The following is a 15,976-nucleotide window of genomic DNA, read 5'->3' on the forward strand; positions in this document are numbered from 1 at the left end:
TAATATCATTTTAGATTTTTGAGATACTGTATTGCAGTGAATCCAGCACTGTGATAGCGGTTTCGCCGTTGTCCTAAGTGACGTGATTCTGAAAGAATTATTTAATTAATTAGCTTTTGGGTATTTCGTTCCAGTCGCTATAAATCCTGACTTTTCACGGGATGTGGAAAAGAGGAATTGGTTCGCGAATGATATACGCGAACTAACTTTTATGGTTGGCGATATTTAGAAGTTTCTTCGATTAAATCTTTCAGTCCAAGGTTTAGGGACTCAATGGATCGATCTAAAGCTTCAATTTTGGCACGGCGGGTAATTTGTTCCAGAGCATGTATGTAAGGTTGACTACCAGCTTTACCTAAATGCTGATATCGGGGTGTGAGTAGCAACGGAACAGAAAACCGGGATAAGAAAATAAAATCAAAAATATTGGCAAAATTCAAATCACACTTCAATTGGTACAGGTTTCTCCGTGGCGATAGCGTTCGCGTAAGCGTCCGCTCTGCGGAAGCGCTGCCGCCTACGGCAGATCGCTTGGGTTACAAGCGGCTCATCAAATCCAAGCGCGTAACTTTCTGTACGGATGCTTACTTCACCCCGGATACAGAAGAAGTCCGCCCGCCGATGCCTGTTCGATAGGAGCGCGTGGTTAGGCCTTTGGGGTGGACGATGGAAGTGGACAGACTTCCATAGCTTGAATCAAGCCGTGTTCAAGGGTGAATCGATGTCCCACGTGCTCATCGGCAAGAACTGCGTAAGCCTTGTCACGCACGACCTGATGCACATCGACCAAAATGCGCCCGTCCTCCTCCGAGTAAAAGGAAATCGGCTCGACGTGCGGATTGATCTCGCTCCATTGCTCCGTCCAGTAAGCGCGAACTTCTTCAGACCCACGGACAAAACCGCCTTTGAACGCTTTCGGCCAAGCCACGTCTGGAGTCATGAGGGCAAGGGCAGCGTCAATGTCTCGCGCGTTGAAGGCTGCGTATGCCGCACGGAGCAGGTCGATTTCTGGTGCAGGTTGATCTGACATTTATTGGTATGGTGAACCAGATGCAGTAAGGACTAATAATTTATTGTACAGAGTTTAGCTGAAGCTTTTTTTATCGACACTATCATGCTTGATGGAAGGTTTATTTCGAGGATTTCCCGTTTTTAATTCTTCTATTGTAAGGAAGGTTGTTTTATATTATAGTCTCCACCTTTGTATCTTTGAAGCGGTAGGTGTTCGATACCGATACGAACAAATATACTAATGGCGTGGATTTCAGCTATTTAGTTTGTTTGGATCAACTGTTTTATCTTACTTAGCAAAGCATAAGACCTCTTGCAAAAGTCCCTAACACCCCATCCGCAACCCCTCCCCGCTCTTCGGGAGGGGAGACAAAGCGTAGCTTTGGCGGGGTGGGGTTCTTTCTTATTTTTGATTTATGCAAGAGGTCTATAGACTCACAAATAGCCTGACTTTTCTTATACCATGATGTATACAATGATATGGCTATGAGAATAAAGCCAAGGAAAATATGTTGTTATCTCGTCAAGCTTTTGCTACACCTTTTGTAATTTCTATGTGTATTTTAGGAGTTGGCTTGATTCAATTCCCCCAATTGCAAAAACTAATAAATAGAAAACAATCTGCTTCTTTAGAAACTTTAAAAAAAGAAATAAAATCTGAAAATGTTCGTCTGAATTTTCTCGAAAAAACGCCTACTTTTGGTTATGATAACTTTATTGCAGATTTGGTATATCTCAATTTTCTCCAATATTTTGGAGATGATGAAATTCGGGATAAAACAGGCTACAGTTTAAGTCCAGAATATTTTGAAGTTATTCTAGAACGCGATCCGCGATTTTTAGCAGCATATCGCAGTCTTTCGATCAGTACTTCATTATATGCTGGTATGCCGGAACGTGCGATCGCACTATCAGAGAAAGGCTTAAAATCACTATCTCCCTCAGTTCCCGAAAAGTCTTATTATATATGGCGTTTTAAAGGAGTTGATGAGTTATTATTTTTAGGCAACGCTCAAGCTGCCCAACAGTCTTTTGCAACGGCGGCAAACTGGGCTAGTAAATTTTCAGATCGAGAAAGTCAACTTGTAGCTAATACTTCCCAAAGAACTGCTGAATTTCTGAGTCGAAATCCTAATAGTAAGTACGCCCAAATTTCTACATGGTCAATGGTTTTAAATAATCATGCTGATGAAAGAACTCAGAAACGCGCAATTAAGGAAATCGAAGCTTTGGGGGGAAAAATAGTTACAACTCCTGAAGGGACTAATAAAATTATATTTCCAACCAAAGATTAAATTATTATTCATAATAAGTTGATGAAAGTGTAGTGGGAAATTCTCTTTATACAATAAGTTACAAATTTCTCCCGCATGATTGAGTAGGGCAATACTAATGTCAATACAGTTGGCAGAATCTGACTTTCAAATATTAGGGTGTTTTCCTGTTATTTCTCAGCTGCGCCCTCACCTTGAGCAAGCTAAATTTGTAGAACAAGTTCGATATCAAATGAAAGAAGGATATCAACTTGCATTCTTGGAGGTAGAGGAGCAAGCTGTAGCGATCGCTGGATTTCGCATTTCTAATTGTTTAGCGTTGGGAAAGTTTTTATACATTGATGATTTAGTTGTTGATGAGTCGAAGCGATCGCATAGCTATGGTAAACAGTTATTTCAGTGGCTAATTGAATATGCCAGAAATCATGACTGTAAACATCTGAGTCTGGATTCTGGCGTTCAGCGATTTGCAGCCCACAGATTTTATCTCATGCAGCGTATGAAGATTACAAGTCATCACTTTTCAATGGAGTTGTAACGATAAGCAATTTGGTTGTGACAAATAATATTTTTTGGTATGACGGTAAATTAATTCACTCTCAAACCCTAGAATTAAACATTAACGATCCGGGTTTACTTTATGGGGCAACTGTTTTTACAACATTGCGGGTTTATGAGAACTCGCTAGATAGTAATTTAACTAATTGGCAAGCACACTGCGATCGCTTACTCTTCTCACTACAAACTTTTGGCTGGCAGCAACCCGATTGGAACCGTCTGCGTCAAGGCGCTAAAATTCTTCTCCCACACTTCCCCGTTCTCAGAATTACCCTTTTTCCCGATGGACGGGAATGGATAACTGGTAGATCATTACCACAAAAATTGACAGAAAAACAAAAGAATGGTATTTTGTGCGCTATTGCCAGTTCAGAATTTTCTCGCTCTCTCCCTTCTCATAAAACTGGAAACTATTTGAGTGCTTGGTTGGCAAAAACTAGCTCAGATGCTCAAGAAGCAATATTAGTCGACACTCAAGGAAATTGGCTAGAAACCAGTACAGGCAACCTTTGGGGATGGTGCGATCGCAGTTGGTATACGCCACCAATAAAGGCCGGAATTTTGCCGGGAATTGTGCGATCGCAACTTGTAAACTGGTTGCAAAGCCACCAACAGCCAGTGCGAGAAGAAACTTGGAGCGTCGAGTTAGTCCAGAGATTTGAAGCGATCGCCTACACTAATAGTGTGGTAGAAGTTATTCCCATTCATACAGTTCATCTGCCTTCAGGATCGCTACAATGTAATCCCTACCATCAAAGTTTTCAGCTAATAAGGGAGCTTTTTTTAGTATGACAGCCACACCAAATTTGTTATATCTTAAGATAAGTTAACATAAATCTTAATAATCACCTTTCCGAGCAGAGAAGCTAGGCGATTGCGCGAAAAATACCGGAGGATAGACCTTAGTGAATAAAAGATGGAGAAATGCAGGGCTGTACGCGCTGCTGTTTATTGTCGTCATTGCGCTGGGAACAGCATTTTTTGACAAACAACCCCAAAGCAGAGAGACATGGCGATATAGCCAGTTTATTCAAGAAGTTCAGCAGGGCAGAGTAGAAAAAGTCAGTTTGAGTGCAGATCGCTCTACAGCACTGGTTACAGCCAAATATGACGGAAATAAACGGATTGTGACCTTAGTCAACGATCCAGACTTAATCAATACTCTGACTTCTAAAGGCGTTGATATTTCTGTTTTGCCCCAAACCGACGAAGGATTTTGGTTTAAGGCACTAAGCAGCTTATTTTTCCCTGTATTGCTTTTGGTTGGCTTATTCTTCTTGCTACGTCGCGCTCAAAGTGGCCCAGGCAGCCAAGCGATGAACTTTGGCAAATCCAAAGCCAGAGTGCAAATGGAACCACAAACTCAGGTGACATTTGGCGATGTCGCTGGTATTGACCAAGCCAAGTTGGAATTAAACGAAGTCGTAGACTTCCTGAAAAACGCCGATCGCTTTACTGCCGTTGGTGCAAAAATTCCTAAAGGTGTACTGTTAGTTGGTCCTCCTGGTACAGGTAAAACCCTCCTAGCTCGTGCTGTAGCTGGTGAAGCAGGTGTACCCTTCTTCTCAATCTCCGGTTCGGAATTTGTGGAAATGTTCGTAGGTGTGGGTGCATCCCGCGTCCGCGATTTGTTTGAACAAGCTAAGACCAATGCTCCTTGTATCGTCTTCATCGATGAAATTGACGCCGTAGGTCGTCAACGGGGTGCAGGTTTAGGTGGTGGTAACGATGAGCGGGAACAAACCCTCAACCAGTTGCTCACAGAAATGGACGGCTTTGAAGGCAACACTGGCATCATCATTATTGCTGCTACCAACCGTCCCGATGTCCTAGATGCAGCACTGTTGCGTCCTGGTCGCTTTGACCGTCAAGTTGTGGTAGACCGTCCCGACTATGCCGGACGCAGCGAAATCCTCAAGGTACACGCCCGTGGCAAAACCTTGGCGAAAGATGTGGATTTGGATAAAATTGCCCGTCGTACCCCTGGATTTACTGGCGCAGATTTATCCAACCTGTTGAATGAAGCTGCAATTCTGGCAGCACGCCGGAATTTGACTGAAATTTCGATGGATGAAATCAACGACGCGATTGATCGCGTATTAGCTGGCCCAGAGAAGAAAGACCGGGTAATGAGCGAAAAGCGCAAAACCTTGGTAGCTTATCACGAAGCTGGTCACGCTTTAGTTGGTGCTTTAATGCCAGACTATGACCCAGTACAAAAGATTAGCATCATTCCTCGCGGTCGCGCAGGTGGTTTAACTTGGTTTACCCCCAGCGAAGACCGGATGGACACTGGTTTGTACAGCCGCGCTTATCTGGAAAATCAGATGGCTGTGGCTTTGGGTGGTCGAATTGCTGAAGAATTAATCTTTGGTGAAGAAGAAGTTACCACTGGTGCTTCTAATGACTTGCAGCAAGTAGCACGTGTTGCTCGTCAGATGATTACCCGATTTGGGATGAGCGATCGCTTAGGCCCTGTTGCCCTTGGTCGTCAACAAGGTAACATGTTCCTCGGACGCGATATCATGTCAGAGCGTGATTTTTCTGAAGAAACCGCCGCTGCCATTGATGAAGAAGTCCGTAAACTTGTAGATGTAGCCTACACACGCGCTAAAGAAGTATTGGTGCGTAACCGCCACATTCTAGATGAGATAGCGCAAATGCTGGTTGATAAAGAAACAGTAGACGCTGAAGAGTTGCAAGAAATTCTATCGAACAACGATGTGACAACCGCTGCGTTTGCCTAATTTAATGAGGAGTTAGGAGTAGAGACGCGATTAATCGCGTCTTTACAAGAGTTAGAAGTTAAGAACAATCCGTAACTTTTAAAAATTGGGGTAATTCTGGGATTTTTCAGAGTTACCCCAATTCTTTTATTTCTTGGCAAAAGCCCGGCCATGAAGACCGGGCTTTTAATCCGTAATGGGGTTATATTCCCCGGAGGTTCGTTATAGAGTTTCAGTATAAATCGCTAATCTGATGATAATGACTACCACTTGAGCATAATTAGTTCCGGAAAATTAGAAAAATTTTTTAGATACACCAAAATCAAATTACTAACGTCCGCAGAACTTGCCCAAATGCTGGCACAGTGGTTGTGCGAACTTGGTATATATGCTGATTCTTTCCCATAAGAACTCGAAATCAGGGTAACTCGGAGATTTCACGAATTACCTTGATTGCAATCAATGCAAAATAATTTATGCATTCTGTCGCGCACCCCTCATGGCATCAAATAGATAACTTTCTAAATCTCGATCGGACTAGCGCCAAAAGTGACTGGATACTAATCAGTTGGTTAACTTACACTCTGGATGTGGGTTTCAAAAATAGCCATGCCACAAAGAATGTAGCCGCCGTAAATAGTTGCGTCAAATCCAAAGCAGATAGATAGCCATCTGCAAATGAAGCAATACTGCGATCGGTAATCCCAAATACCCAGGATGACAGGCCAAACAGCCAAATCCCATTCTTGAGATTTCCGACGAATTCTTTAGAGTCCGATCGTTTTTGATCTTTCATAATCTTCTGTTCCGTTAGTGAACAATCTGATGATTGATGCTCAATACCTGCCATTAGGAATTTTTTCGGATTCCTGACGCTGAATTTACATTTACTATCTATTAACAATATTAATAAATATTTCACCTACTTGACATCCCTACCTAAAGGTACATCTCCTAATGATGACATTCCTCTTTTGGTTCTGTTACCTCCGATAGACGGCAATACGTTGAGTTCTCAGCTTTACAGCGTCAGGTTGGAATACTGAAATCACATGATTTTTAAATAACCATATAAATATTTATTTATGCTTTGTATGAAATACTCCATAGGATAGATGCGTTTCCAAAATATCTTTATACTTCAATTGTGTAGAGACTTCGTAGAGGCGCACAGCTAGCTATCATTAGTGTCAACTTAAGCTGAAAACTATATCGGACAGGCGTTTTGCAAATCCCTCACGCCCTCATCCCCTAACCCCTTCTCCCAAGGGAGAAGGGGAATGAATGTTTAGCTCCCCTCTCCTATCCGGGCTATCCATTACCCGCATCTTTCTCAACAAAAATACAACTTACTTAAAATATGCCAAAAGCATTGATAGGTATAGTTTTTGAGAGAAGAGAATATTTGAGGGTAATGGTGCATCATGGAAAAATGGGCAGCATCCGAATTAAAACAGGCAGATTTAGGAGACGCAAGACGAAACAAGCGTCTGGTAAGGATCGTAGAAGACTTGGCAGCACAACCAAGCAGCAGCGTACCTCAAGCCTGTGGAAACATACAAGCAAAACCCAGAGCGTGATGCAAGGACAGCAAAACTAACACTCTTTCAAGCCACTTTTGAGATACAAGTACCCTTACACCATATCCGACGTTTACAGTTGAAGCCTGTAAAATTGCAGGTAATTCTGGCACTTGAAGAAAACCCGCCAGATGGAATCAAACCGATTAGCTGGTTGTTGCTTACTACCCTTAAAGCTAACAGTTTTGAAGAGGCTGCCCGTTGCGTTCGCTGGTACACATATCGTTGGTTGATAGAACGTTACCACTACACATTAAAAAGTGGTTGTGGAATTGAAAAATTACAGCTTGAAACCGCAAGGCGAATCGATATGGCACTGGCAACATATTCAATTGTGGCGTGGCGTTTGTTATGGCTAACTTATGAAGCCAGATTTAACCCTGATATGCCATGTGATTCTGTTCTAGAAATCGATGAATGGCAGTCTTTGTGTGCCACTATCAACAAAAATCCAATCCCACCCAAAAAGCCGCCTTCTTTACGCGAAGCAGTACGAATGATTGCAATATTAGGTGGCTTTTTAGGTCGAAAGGGTGATGGAGAACCTGGTGTTAAGACTATTTGGCGGGGATTACAGCGATTACACGATATCGCTGCAACCTGGAAACTACTCTACCAGAATTGTCAAATATGTATTTAGCGATCGCCGATCAAATTAACCTTATTCACATTCTCCTCCTTTTGTCAACTATCTACATGTTGCATTGTTCCATAATCCTTTTCCTGACTTACTTACAGCAATGTTAAGAAACATGTGACTAATGCATAGCCTATCCGGGAGAGGGGCTGGGGGTGAGGGCAAAACGTTGTCACCAATGAGCTAGCTATACGCCGCTACAAGGAAATGAAATACTTATTTTGGAGTAAATTAATCCCTTCACCCTACTCAGCACGGGCTAAACCTTAGCTATCCGCTAACAGCACTCTTCATTTCACCAACTGCGCGGCAGAATTAAAAAATTGACGACACAACCCCTTCGTGACTAAAACTGTTGTCAACAAGTTAGCAAAAGCAACCATGAACATAATCAAAATTTCGTAGGATACAGCATCTAGAGGTTTGACACCAGCTAATAACTGTCCGGTGGTAATTCCTGGTATTGCGACCATACCTATGAGTATCATTTGATTGAGAGTAGGAATCAATCCGGCTTTAATGGCATCTTTGCGATACTGGCTAACAGCTTGCTCTGGAGTTGCACCTAAGCTTAAATGGGTTTCTATTTCGAGATGGCTGGAATTAATGGTGCTGACAAGGCGATCGCCTGCGATCGCAGCTGCATTGGTAGCATTACCTAAGACTATCCCTGCTAGGGGAATTATATATTGTGGTTCGTACCATCTCTCTGGTTGAACGATTAAGAAGTTGATGTAAAACACTGTCACGGCGGTACTAATTAAAATTGCACCCCACACCAAAGGCAACACATGAGGAATTTTTTGGCTGATGCGATTTCGTGCGACAATCGCCGTAATTGTCAGCATTATTGCTAATAGCGCCAAAACTGCCCAAGCATTGTCTAAAGCCAAGATGAAATCTAAAATGTATCCCAATACAAGAAGTTGTAAGATGGTTCTCCCAGTAGCAAGGGCTAAGTTCAACTCTAATCCTAATTTTTCCCAGGCAGATAAACCAATGGCGATCGCCATCAATCCCACACCAATAGCTAAATCCACAAAATCCAGCTCGATCAGATCCTGCATGGGTTCTCTATCTCCTGGTATTTTCTTCTCAAAGCAGCACACACACCTGGAACTTTGACCAGATGTGTTGGATCTTGGTTGATATATATCACTTTCATCAATTCAAAATGGTACGACCTTAACATGGCAAACACCTAGTATGCCTACTATCTGTAAATTAAATGTGCGGTGATTTGCCGCACCACAATTTAAGTAAAAACCCTAATAGATGCGTATCTTGGGCGATAGTCTTTTCATAGCTCCTCTTTGATTCACAATTCAATCAGCAAAAATTGACTGTCGAAGTGCATCCTTTGTATCTCCCGATAAAATGAGAACTCATGATCCAAAGTGTAAATCCCATCCCTGTCTTTGATATCAAGCAACAATACACCACCATCGAAGCAGAAGTAAGTGCAGCGGTCTTAGAGGTTTTAGCTTCTGGCCGCTATATTGGCGGCCCCTTAGTCGAAGGCTTTGAACAACAATTTGCCGCTTATAATACTGTTACTGAATGTGTGGCTTGTAATTCTGGTACTGATGCGCTCTACTTAGCGTTACGAGTCTTGGACATTGGTGCAGGCGATGAAGTGATTACAACGCCTTTCACCTTTATTGCGACATCTGAAGTGATTAGCGCCGTCGGTGCAAAGCCTGTTTTTGTTGATATTGACGCGACTACGTTTAATTTAGATGTGGAGCAAGTTGCAGCGGCGATTACACCTAAAACTAAAGCGATTATCCCGGTTCACCTCTTTGGACAACCTGTGGATATGACATCATTAATGGCGATCGCTCAGTCTCACAATTTGTCAATAATTGAAGATTGCGCTCAGTCTACAGGCGCAATTTGGGCGGGTGAAAAAGTCGGAAGTATTGGACATATTGGTTGCTTTAGTTTCTACCCCACCAAAAATCTTGGTGGTTGCGGCGATGGCGGAGCAATAACGACTAACGATCCAGCGATCGCTACTAAACTGCGAATACTAAGAGATCATGGTAGTAAGATTCGATATTTACACGAGGAAATCGGTGTAAATAGCCGCTTGGATGCTCTCCAAGCCGCTATTTTGCAGATTAAGCTACGTTATTTAGATATTTGGAACGATCGCCGCCGAGATATTGCCAACTATTACTACCAGTACCTTAGCCAAGTTCCGGGGATTATCCCGCCCCAAGAATTACCTGAGGGTATTGGGGTATGGAATCAATACACTATTCGCATATCCGGCGAAGGGCGCAATGGTTCTAGCGCCAAATACCGAGATTGGGTGCGTAGTCAATTGCAAGAACAGGGTGTGAGTTCAATGATTTACTACCCCCACCCTTTACATTTGCAGCCAGTTTATCAAAGTCTGGGCTATGAAATTGGGGACTTACCAATAGCAGAGCAAGCTTGCCATGAGGTTATATCCTTGCCTATGTTCCCAGAACTGACACAACAGCAGCAAGATCAGGTGATTTATGCATTGAAGGAAGTTAGGAGTTAGAAGTTAGGAGTTAGGAGTTAGAAGTTAAAAGTTTTGAATAAATAAGTTTCTTCAACTCATAACTCTTAACTCATCACTCATCACTCCTAACTCATAACTCTTAACTCCTTACTGCATTTGCAGTCGCTAAGGCTTCTACTAGTCCACGCACTGCGGCAATCATTGCGACTTCGCTATTGAGTTGGTTGATGGCGGAACCAACACCAACACCAGCAGCACCAGCCGCGATCGCTAATGGTGCGGTAACGTTAGAAATGCCGGAAGCACACAATACTGGCACTGACACTACACGGGAAATTTCAAAAGCTGCTGCCAAGGTGGGAGCAGCTTTTTCAATTAATCCTAGAGTTCCGGGGTGAACTGGGTTACTGCTAGTACCGCCTTCGGTTTGGATAATGTCTGCTCCAGCTTTCACCAGTTCTTCTGCTAGCTGTACTTGTTGATCTAGTTCCAGGATGTGGGGAACGGTGACAGATAGGGTGATTTCCGGCAGGAGAGCGCGGGTTTGCTTAGTCAGCGCTAGCACTTCTAGAGCTTCAAAGCGGCGTCCTTGAGCATAGAAGGAATCGAAATTCCCGATTTCAATTAAATCAGCACCAGCTGCGACAGCTTGCACAAATTTCTCTGGCTCTACTGCTGAAACACAAATAGATAAATTTGTCAAACTTTTAGCTAGCTGGACTAAAGCTGGATCGGCGGCAATATCGACAAAAGTAGCACCGCCAAATTCAGCAGCTTTGACAGTAGCAGCGACACTAGCAGCGTCGAAGTTATTCAAACCGCTAATCACTTTGAGAACGCGGCGGTTAGTAAATGCACGTTGGAGTGTGGAATGCATCGTCATAGTTTGGCTTTTGAAGCTACGAAAATTAGGTATATTCTACCGTCCCTCAGTTGATCGGGGACTAAATCACTATGGTAGTTGCCAAATATTGATAGTTTTTTGATAATTTTATCCTTATTGCCACTAATCAAAGTTTTGCCATCTGTACTGAAAGCGATCGCATAAACTTCTAATCTGATCTATCTACGTCTGTAGGGTTTTAACCACTATTCTAGTCAAACTCTAGAGGCCATAAATCTGCGATTTGTACTTCCCATCCTGGGAGCAGTTCGGGAACTGTTAAAATATCGCCATCACGAAGTATTATTGGCTCTTGTCCAAAGTTGTAAACTTCAACAATCCGCTCATCTGGATTGAGCAAAATTCCTACCTTAGTTCCTAAACTCAGAAATTCTTGAATTTTGGCTCTCAGATCCTCTAAATTATCGCTAGGGGACTTCACCTCTACAGTCAAATCGGGAGCCAATTGAGCAAAAGACTTCGGACTGCGACGCAAACGTTCGGCTAAAACAAATGAGGCATCTGGTGCGCGCAAATCGGAATTAGGCAACCTGAAACCGGCGCTAGAAGCTGCTGTTCGTCCAAGTTTGCGTGGTCTAACCCAGTTATGTAACTGGGCAATCATCGCGGCTGCGACTTCCGCTGATTCGTATCCTGATGGACTCGAAACAATAATATTACCCTTGACTAGTTCCATGCGGAAGTCGGGATGCTGTTGCTGCATTTGTTCCAAGTCTTCAAGCGTTAGGGACATAAAACCTCTAGTTACACGCCTTGTATTTATATTATGGAGACAACAGAACTCTCCAGGTGCGATCGCCCCATGAATTCTCATGAATTTTCAAGGGATGTGGAAAGGGAAAATTGGTTTTGCTAAATGAATTTTCCTAATTATTTTCCGCGTTTATGATTAAACTTTATTTCCTACGACTATGACTTCAGATACCAAACCCATTTTTGCTATCCTGATTGATGAAGGGTCTGCCATAGACTGGAACCGACTGCTGACCGAAATCCTGGCCGCTTTCGACTGCTCTACAGGTAGCATCCATACCCTAGATAAAGACAGCCAGTTATTGCACCTAAAGGCTTATCAGGGCATTCCAGAATTGCTTTTGCCTAAAATGACGATAATTCCCATTGGTAAAGGAATGGCTGGTGTCGCCGCCGAACGCAAGCGACCCGTACAGATTTGCAACCTGCAAACCGACGAATCAGGAGTGGCGAGACCCTCAGCAAAAGAAACGAAGGTAGAAGGTTCCATCGCAGTGCCGCTGATGCTGAATGGTCGATTGCATGGTATCTTGGGCATTGCCAAGCCAGTTCCCTACGAATTTACTCCTCAAGAGGAAGAGACACTGATGAAGATTGGAGAGGCCATTAGCCGGAAAATCGTCAGTTAATATCAAATAGTATTGCTTATTTCTCAAAATGCTCCATTGCTGTTTGTACTTTCTCAACTTGCCTGGGTGCTTGCATTTCGTTAAAGAGTGCGATACCTTGGACAAAACTTTCCCTACTCTTAGCAATTTCACCCATTTTTTTATGAGTCAATGCCAACTGATAATAAGCCTCAGCTAAGTCTGATTTCGCACCGATTTTATCAAGAATTTCTATTGCTTCTGAATGATGAAAAATTGCTTTGTTAAATTCTCCCTGTTCTCGAAAAAGTTCAGCTAGAGAACTTATAGCTTTAGCTTTGATTTGGGTAAAATTGTTTTCTTCAGCATGAAATATAGCTCGTTGGCACAACTCAAAGGATTTTTTAAGATTACCTAAATTCTTATAAGTTAAGCAGAGACTTACTAAACTATGCCCAATTCCCCATAAAGTTACTCTAGCTGATGATGACATAGCCAAAAATGCTTGTTCAGCAAGATGAAAGGCATCTTCTTTACTACCAGCAAATGATTTTATCAAAGCCAAACAGCATTGAGAGTATGCCATGTAATCATCAAGATTGCTATTTTGTTCAGCAAGGTTGCAAACAGCATTAAAACAATCTTCGGCAGCTTCTATTTCCCATAATTCCTGCTTGCAAAGTCCTGTATTGAACAAAATAGAGATTTTCGTTAGCTTTTCATCTAACTCTTCTAATATTTCTCCTGATTTCTCATAGCACTCTATAGCTTCTCTAACGCAACCGATAATTCGATATGTATACCCAAGGATAATATAAAGTTTAATCAGTCTTTTTTGGGATTTGACATCATCTATTATCCTTTTGATTACAGAAAAATTTTTTTGGAGCAGCCCCAGTTGGTAAAAGCAAGAACCCAAAGGCAGTCCTGTACCCCACTTGTTACCTCTTCCTTGTAAAATGACATCACCTGCTTGCTCAAAATCACTAATTTCTACATAGTGATAGTAAGCTTCTAAAGCGGTCAAAGCATCTGTAATATTTTTAACTACTTCAACCTTTTGCGTCCAAAATTCTGCGGCTTTGCGGTTGACTAATTCCCATTCTTCACTGACTAACCTTAACCTGCTAATCGCTTCGTCACGAATTACCGGATGCAGCCAATATTGTCCTTTTTTTGCTTCTATTAAAGACAAATCTTGCAGAGCTTTAATTACTCCTCTACGTTTTTGTTCGGGGACATCCCAAAGTAAACATAAAACTCCTTCAATAGGTACTGAAGTAATATCTTGATAACGATAGCATCCTAAGCGACACAAGAGGCGATAGGCTTCTAAGTCATTTTCTTGGAGACGGGTAAATTGACTGGCGACTAAATCTTTTAACTCTCTTTCTATTAATAAATATGTACAGTTTTCCTGCCAATAGGCGTGTATGTCACCAGAAAAATCTGTCAATATTGCTCCTCGGAGAATTTGCATGGCTTTGGCGTTACCTCCATAAGCACTGCACATTTCACCGAGAATAGTAGAATCACAATTGATGTGGCGACGGCTAAAAAACTGTCGCCATGCTTCATCATCTAAACCTTCGAGTGGATAGAGATGAACCTCTACGCTAGACTCTCGTAAACGCTCACGACTTGTTACTAAAGTAATTGTATGTACATCCGAATCTGCTAATACTCTCAATAGCTCAACATAAGGGCGACGATCTTCTAGAAACTTGCCATTTTTATCGAGAGCAGTTTCTAGATTATCAATAAACACCCCAATTTTAGAAGTTTGCTCTCGGAGTTTGCGCCGTAGTCGTTCTAAGCTGATACCAAAGTCACATCCTGGTTCTTCGTTAAAGTATCGTCGTAGCCATTCCTCAACCACACTTTCCACTGGTGTGAGGTTTTGGATTTCTGTGGCCATCCACAGTTCTAGGACAAAATTAAACTTTTGAGTTTTAAAATATTTGCGTGCTAAGGTTGTTTTACCAACACCACCTTCACCCTGGATGAGGATAACTTTTGCTCCCCGACTAACAAGGGTGTGGAGTTCGGCTATTTGGCGATCGCGCCCTACAAAGTTAGAATCTAAATCTTGGGGTTTAGTGCCATTGCCCTCTAAATTGGGAATATGGCTGATTTTTAGCGACTGTTGAGTTGTTCTAAATCCCTGAACCACGCCTTGGAAGGTAGATTTGGAGACTTTCACTCCCAGCACTTTTGATAGTAAATGCCAAAGTTCTGCGCCAACTGATTTTAAATGCGCTTCTGTATAACGAAGACTGTTGGCAATATCCTGGTAAGTCCGCCTTTCATCCTCCCACAAATGACGCAAGATAATCCTTTGAGTTTTATCTAAGTGTTCTCCCGTCTTGAGAAAAACCAAGTTATCTACAAACTCTAAGGCCTCTTCTACACCCATTTGCTAACTTGATGTATCATTTGTAATTCATTATAACGATATTTTTACTACTTCTTCCTACTTGGCATACTACAAAATACTTTTTCCTACTCGGTAGGGAATTTACTTTATCCGACTGCAAAGCGTTTGGGGTTGTATTACTCTTGTAAGTAATACAGGCAAAGTTAAGTTAAGCGCCAATAAAAGGTGGTTGAGGAGAGATTTAGAGAGCGCTACTACTGCAAGCTTAGTAAATCACAGCTGTTACTGTGCCATATTAATTACTCATGAAAGTGGTGTCTACTAAACAGGCAGTGGGTATTAACTAACTAGATTCTGTAGAGCGTATTTACAACTAAGTATGTAAGTCTTTACTTTACAGGAGGTTCAATGATGTTAGACAAAGATTGTCATCATGATTGCAATCAGAATCAGTGCCCTTTTGCCCAAGATACGCGTAATCCCAATAGATATGTTTGCCTCAAATGTGGTGTTGAGCGCGAAATAAATAAGTATTCCTCTGGGTTTGGCTCGTTTTTGCTCCTGTTGTTGGGCTTGTTTATTTCATTCCAATTATTAGTTAATTACGAAAAGCAAAACAATCCGCAAAGGCAGCAAGAATCTTTGAATAATTCAACTAACAAGGCAATTATCCAATCATAAAACTAATACTGTTGATTCCCCAAAGCCTATTTTTTAAGGAGGAGTGGGGGAATCAAAAAGAATATTCATTGCTCAAAAATCAGCTACTTTCGTGAGTAAAACTATGGACGCAAATCAGGATACGCTTTTATTTCGCTTTGCCTCGAAATCCTTAAAATATTTTTTGTTGGTGCTATTCGGCATTGCGATCGCTTACGTTTTATCTAGTGGTTTGGGTATCTTACAAATCATACCCATATTGCTGTACCTTTTACAACAGTTGTTGCTTCCACTGGGAATTATCCTGTTGTGTTTAATGACAATAGCAGTCATTTTTGAATCCCTGCGTTAAAAATTGGGGGAGTTAGGAGTTAGGAGTAAAGAATTGCCTCTCTTGTCTCCCCCATCTCCC

Annotated in this window: 16 protein-coding genes and 1 pseudogene; 10 read left to right on the forward strand and 7 right to left on the reverse strand. The window is 42.1% G+C overall.

Annotation, left to right across the window (positions count from 1 at the left end; translation table 11 throughout):
* Positions 1-209: 209 nt before the first annotated feature.
* Both CDG76_RS14520 and CDG76_RS14525 read right to left on the reverse strand, forming a co-directional pair.
* Entirely contained in the window at positions 210-440 is a 231-nt protein-coding gene (locus CDG76_RS14520; RefSeq protein WP_094349697.1) for a hypothetical protein, read from the reverse strand.
* Positions 441-646: 206 nt separating this feature from the next.
* Positions 647-1,030: a nuclear transport factor 2 family protein gene (locus CDG76_RS14525; protein WP_094349698.1), complete on the reverse strand. Its 384-nt coding sequence runs from the start codon at positions 1,028-1,030 to the stop codon at positions 647-649.
* Positions 1,031-1,520: 490 nt separating this feature from the next.
* Here CDG76_RS14525 and CDG76_RS14530 point away from each other — a divergent pair, with 490 nt between their 5' ends.
* The 4 genes from CDG76_RS14530 (at position 1,521) to ftsH3 (ending at position 5,590) form a co-directional block, all read left to right on the forward strand.
* The gene (locus CDG76_RS14530; RefSeq protein WP_094349699.1) at positions 1,521-2,306 is read left to right on the forward strand and encodes a hypothetical protein; all 786 of its coding nucleotides are present in this window, start codon (positions 1,521-1,523) and stop codon (positions 2,304-2,306) included.
* A 97-nt stretch (positions 2,307-2,403) separates the two neighbouring features.
* Positions 2,404-2,823, forward strand: coding sequence for a GNAT family N-acetyltransferase (locus CDG76_RS14535; protein WP_094349700.1), 420 nt, complete (start codon positions 2,404-2,406; stop codon positions 2,821-2,823).
* Positions 2,824-2,840: 17 nt separating this feature from the next.
* Complete coding sequence (locus tag CDG76_RS14540) at positions 2,841-3,635, forward strand: aminotransferase class IV (protein WP_223265238.1); 795 nt, start codon at positions 2,841-2,843, stop codon at positions 3,633-3,635.
* A 113-nt stretch (positions 3,636-3,748) separates the two neighbouring features.
* Positions 3,749-5,590 carry an ATP-dependent zinc metalloprotease FtsH3 gene (gene ftsH3, locus CDG76_RS14545; protein ID WP_094349701.1) on the forward strand — a complete coding sequence of 614 codons (1,842 nt, stop codon included), beginning with the start codon at positions 3,749-3,751 and terminating at the stop codon, positions 5,588-5,590.
* Between the two features lie 556 nt (positions 5,591-6,146).
* Here ftsH3 and CDG76_RS14550 read toward each other — a convergent pair.
* Positions 6,147-6,365: a hypothetical protein gene (locus CDG76_RS14550; protein WP_094350008.1), complete on the reverse strand. Its 219-nt coding sequence runs from the start codon at positions 6,363-6,365 to the stop codon at positions 6,147-6,149.
* A gap of 628 nt (positions 6,366-6,993) precedes the next feature.
* Here CDG76_RS14550 and CDG76_RS14555 point away from each other — a divergent pair.
* Complete coding sequence (locus CDG76_RS14555) at positions 6,994-7,149, forward strand: IS4/Tn5 family transposase DNA-binding protein (protein WP_094348690.1); 156 nt, start codon at positions 6,994-6,996, stop codon at positions 7,147-7,149.
* Positions 7,130-7,789 (forward strand): annotated as a pseudogene (locus tag CDG76_RS14560) (IS4 family transposase); the annotation flags it as partial. The gene CDG76_RS14555 and the pseudogene CDG76_RS14560, both read left to right, overlap by 20 nt.
* Before the next feature lie 287 nt (positions 7,790-8,076).
* Here the strand turns inward: CDG76_RS14560 and CDG76_RS14565 are convergent.
* The gene (locus CDG76_RS14565) at positions 8,077-8,853 is read right to left on the reverse strand and encodes an ABC transporter permease (RefSeq protein ID WP_094349702.1); all 777 of its coding nucleotides are present in this window, start codon (positions 8,851-8,853) and stop codon (positions 8,077-8,079) included.
* Positions 8,854-9,173: 320 nt separating this feature from the next.
* Here CDG76_RS14565 and CDG76_RS14570 point away from each other — a divergent pair, with 320 nt between their 5' ends.
* The gene (locus CDG76_RS14570; RefSeq protein WP_094349703.1) at positions 9,174-10,322 is read left to right on the forward strand and encodes a DegT/DnrJ/EryC1/StrS family aminotransferase; all 1,149 of its coding nucleotides are present in this window, start codon (positions 9,174-9,176) and stop codon (positions 10,320-10,322) included.
* 100 nt (positions 10,323-10,422) lie between these two features.
* Here CDG76_RS14570 and CDG76_RS14575 read toward each other — a convergent pair whose 3' ends face one another.
* Positions 10,423-11,166, reverse strand: coding sequence for a DUF561 domain-containing protein (locus CDG76_RS14575; protein WP_094349704.1), 744 nt, complete (start codon positions 11,164-11,166; stop codon positions 10,423-10,425).
* Positions 11,167-11,377: 211 nt separating this feature from the next.
* The gene (locus tag CDG76_RS14580) at positions 11,378-11,920 is read right to left on the reverse strand and encodes a Uma2 family endonuclease (RefSeq protein ID WP_094349705.1); all 543 of its coding nucleotides are present in this window, start codon (positions 11,918-11,920) and stop codon (positions 11,378-11,380) included.
* Positions 11,921-12,098: 178 nt separating this feature from the next.
* Between CDG76_RS14580 and CDG76_RS14585 the strand changes: the two genes are divergently transcribed.
* Positions 12,099-12,569 (forward strand): GAF domain-containing protein, encoded by a 471-nt coding sequence (locus tag CDG76_RS14585; protein ID WP_094349706.1) that lies wholly within the window; start codon positions 12,099-12,101, stop codon positions 12,567-12,569.
* 16 nt (positions 12,570-12,585) lie between these two features.
* Here CDG76_RS14585 and CDG76_RS14590 read toward each other — a convergent pair whose 3' ends face one another.
* Entirely contained in the window at positions 12,586-14,943 is a 2,358-nt protein-coding gene (locus CDG76_RS14590; protein ID WP_094349707.1) for an AAA family ATPase, read from the reverse strand.
* A 369-nt stretch (positions 14,944-15,312) separates the two neighbouring features.
* On the opposite strand from CDG76_RS14590, the gene CDG76_RS14595 reads away from it, so the two are divergent.
* Both CDG76_RS14595 and CDG76_RS14600 read left to right on the forward strand, forming a co-directional pair.
* Complete coding sequence (locus tag CDG76_RS14595; protein ID WP_143854088.1) at positions 15,313-15,585, forward strand: hypothetical protein; 273 nt, start codon at positions 15,313-15,315, stop codon at positions 15,583-15,585.
* A gap of 103 nt (positions 15,586-15,688) precedes the next feature.
* Entirely contained in the window at positions 15,689-15,916 is a 228-nt protein-coding gene (locus CDG76_RS14600) for a hypothetical protein (RefSeq protein WP_094349709.1), read from the forward strand.
* Positions 15,917-15,976 lie beyond the last annotated feature (60 nt).

Source organism: Nostoc sp. 'Peltigera membranacea cyanobiont' 210A (assembly GCF_002246015.1).
Classification (GTDB): domain Bacteria; phylum Cyanobacteriota; class Cyanobacteriia; order Cyanobacteriales; family Nostocaceae; genus Nostoc.

What these genes read in the sequence shown, in the direction of transcription:
- CDG76_RS14525 (WP_094349698.1), bottom strand. Translation starts at nt 1,030, where the DNA reads ATGTCAGATCAACCTGCACCAGAAATCGACCTGCTCCGTGCGGCATAC.
- CDG76_RS14530 (WP_094349699.1), top strand. Translation starts at nt 1,521, where the DNA reads ATGTTGTTATCTCGTCAAGCTTTTGCTACACCTTTTGTAATTTCTATG.
- CDG76_RS14535 (WP_094349700.1), top strand. Translation starts at nt 2,404, where the DNA reads ATGTCAATACAGTTGGCAGAATCTGACTTTCAAATATTAGGGTGTTTT.
- CDG76_RS14550 (WP_094350008.1), bottom strand. Translation starts at nt 6,365, where the DNA reads ATGAAAGATCAAAAACGATCGGACTCTAAAGAATTCGTCGGAAATCTC.
- CDG76_RS14555 (WP_094348690.1), top strand. Translation starts at nt 6,994, where the DNA reads ATGGAAAAATGGGCAGCATCCGAATTAAAACAGGCAGATTTAGGAGAC.
- CDG76_RS14565 (WP_094349702.1), bottom strand. Translation starts at nt 8,853, where the DNA reads ATGCAGGATCTGATCGAGCTGGATTTTGTGGATTTAGCTATTGGTGTG.
- CDG76_RS14570 (WP_094349703.1), top strand. Translation starts at nt 9,174, where the DNA reads ATGATCCAAAGTGTAAATCCCATCCCTGTCTTTGATATCAAGCAACAA.
- CDG76_RS14575 (WP_094349704.1), bottom strand. Translation starts at nt 11,166, where the DNA reads ATGACGATGCATTCCACACTCCAACGTGCATTTACTAACCGCCGCGTT.
- CDG76_RS14580 (WP_094349705.1), bottom strand. Translation starts at nt 11,920, where the DNA reads ATGTCCCTAACGCTTGAAGACTTGGAACAAATGCAGCAACAGCATCCC.
- CDG76_RS14585 (WP_094349706.1), top strand. Translation starts at nt 12,099, where the DNA reads ATGACTTCAGATACCAAACCCATTTTTGCTATCCTGATTGATGAAGGG.
- CDG76_RS14590 (WP_094349707.1), bottom strand. Translation starts at nt 14,943, where the DNA reads ATGGGTGTAGAAGAGGCCTTAGAGTTTGTAGATAACTTGGTTTTTCTC.
- CDG76_RS14595 (WP_143854088.1), top strand. Translation starts at nt 15,313, where the DNA reads ATGATGTTAGACAAAGATTGTCATCATGATTGCAATCAGAATCAGTGC.
- CDG76_RS14600 (WP_094349709.1), top strand. Translation starts at nt 15,689, where the DNA reads ATGGACGCAAATCAGGATACGCTTTTATTTCGCTTTGCCTCGAAATCC.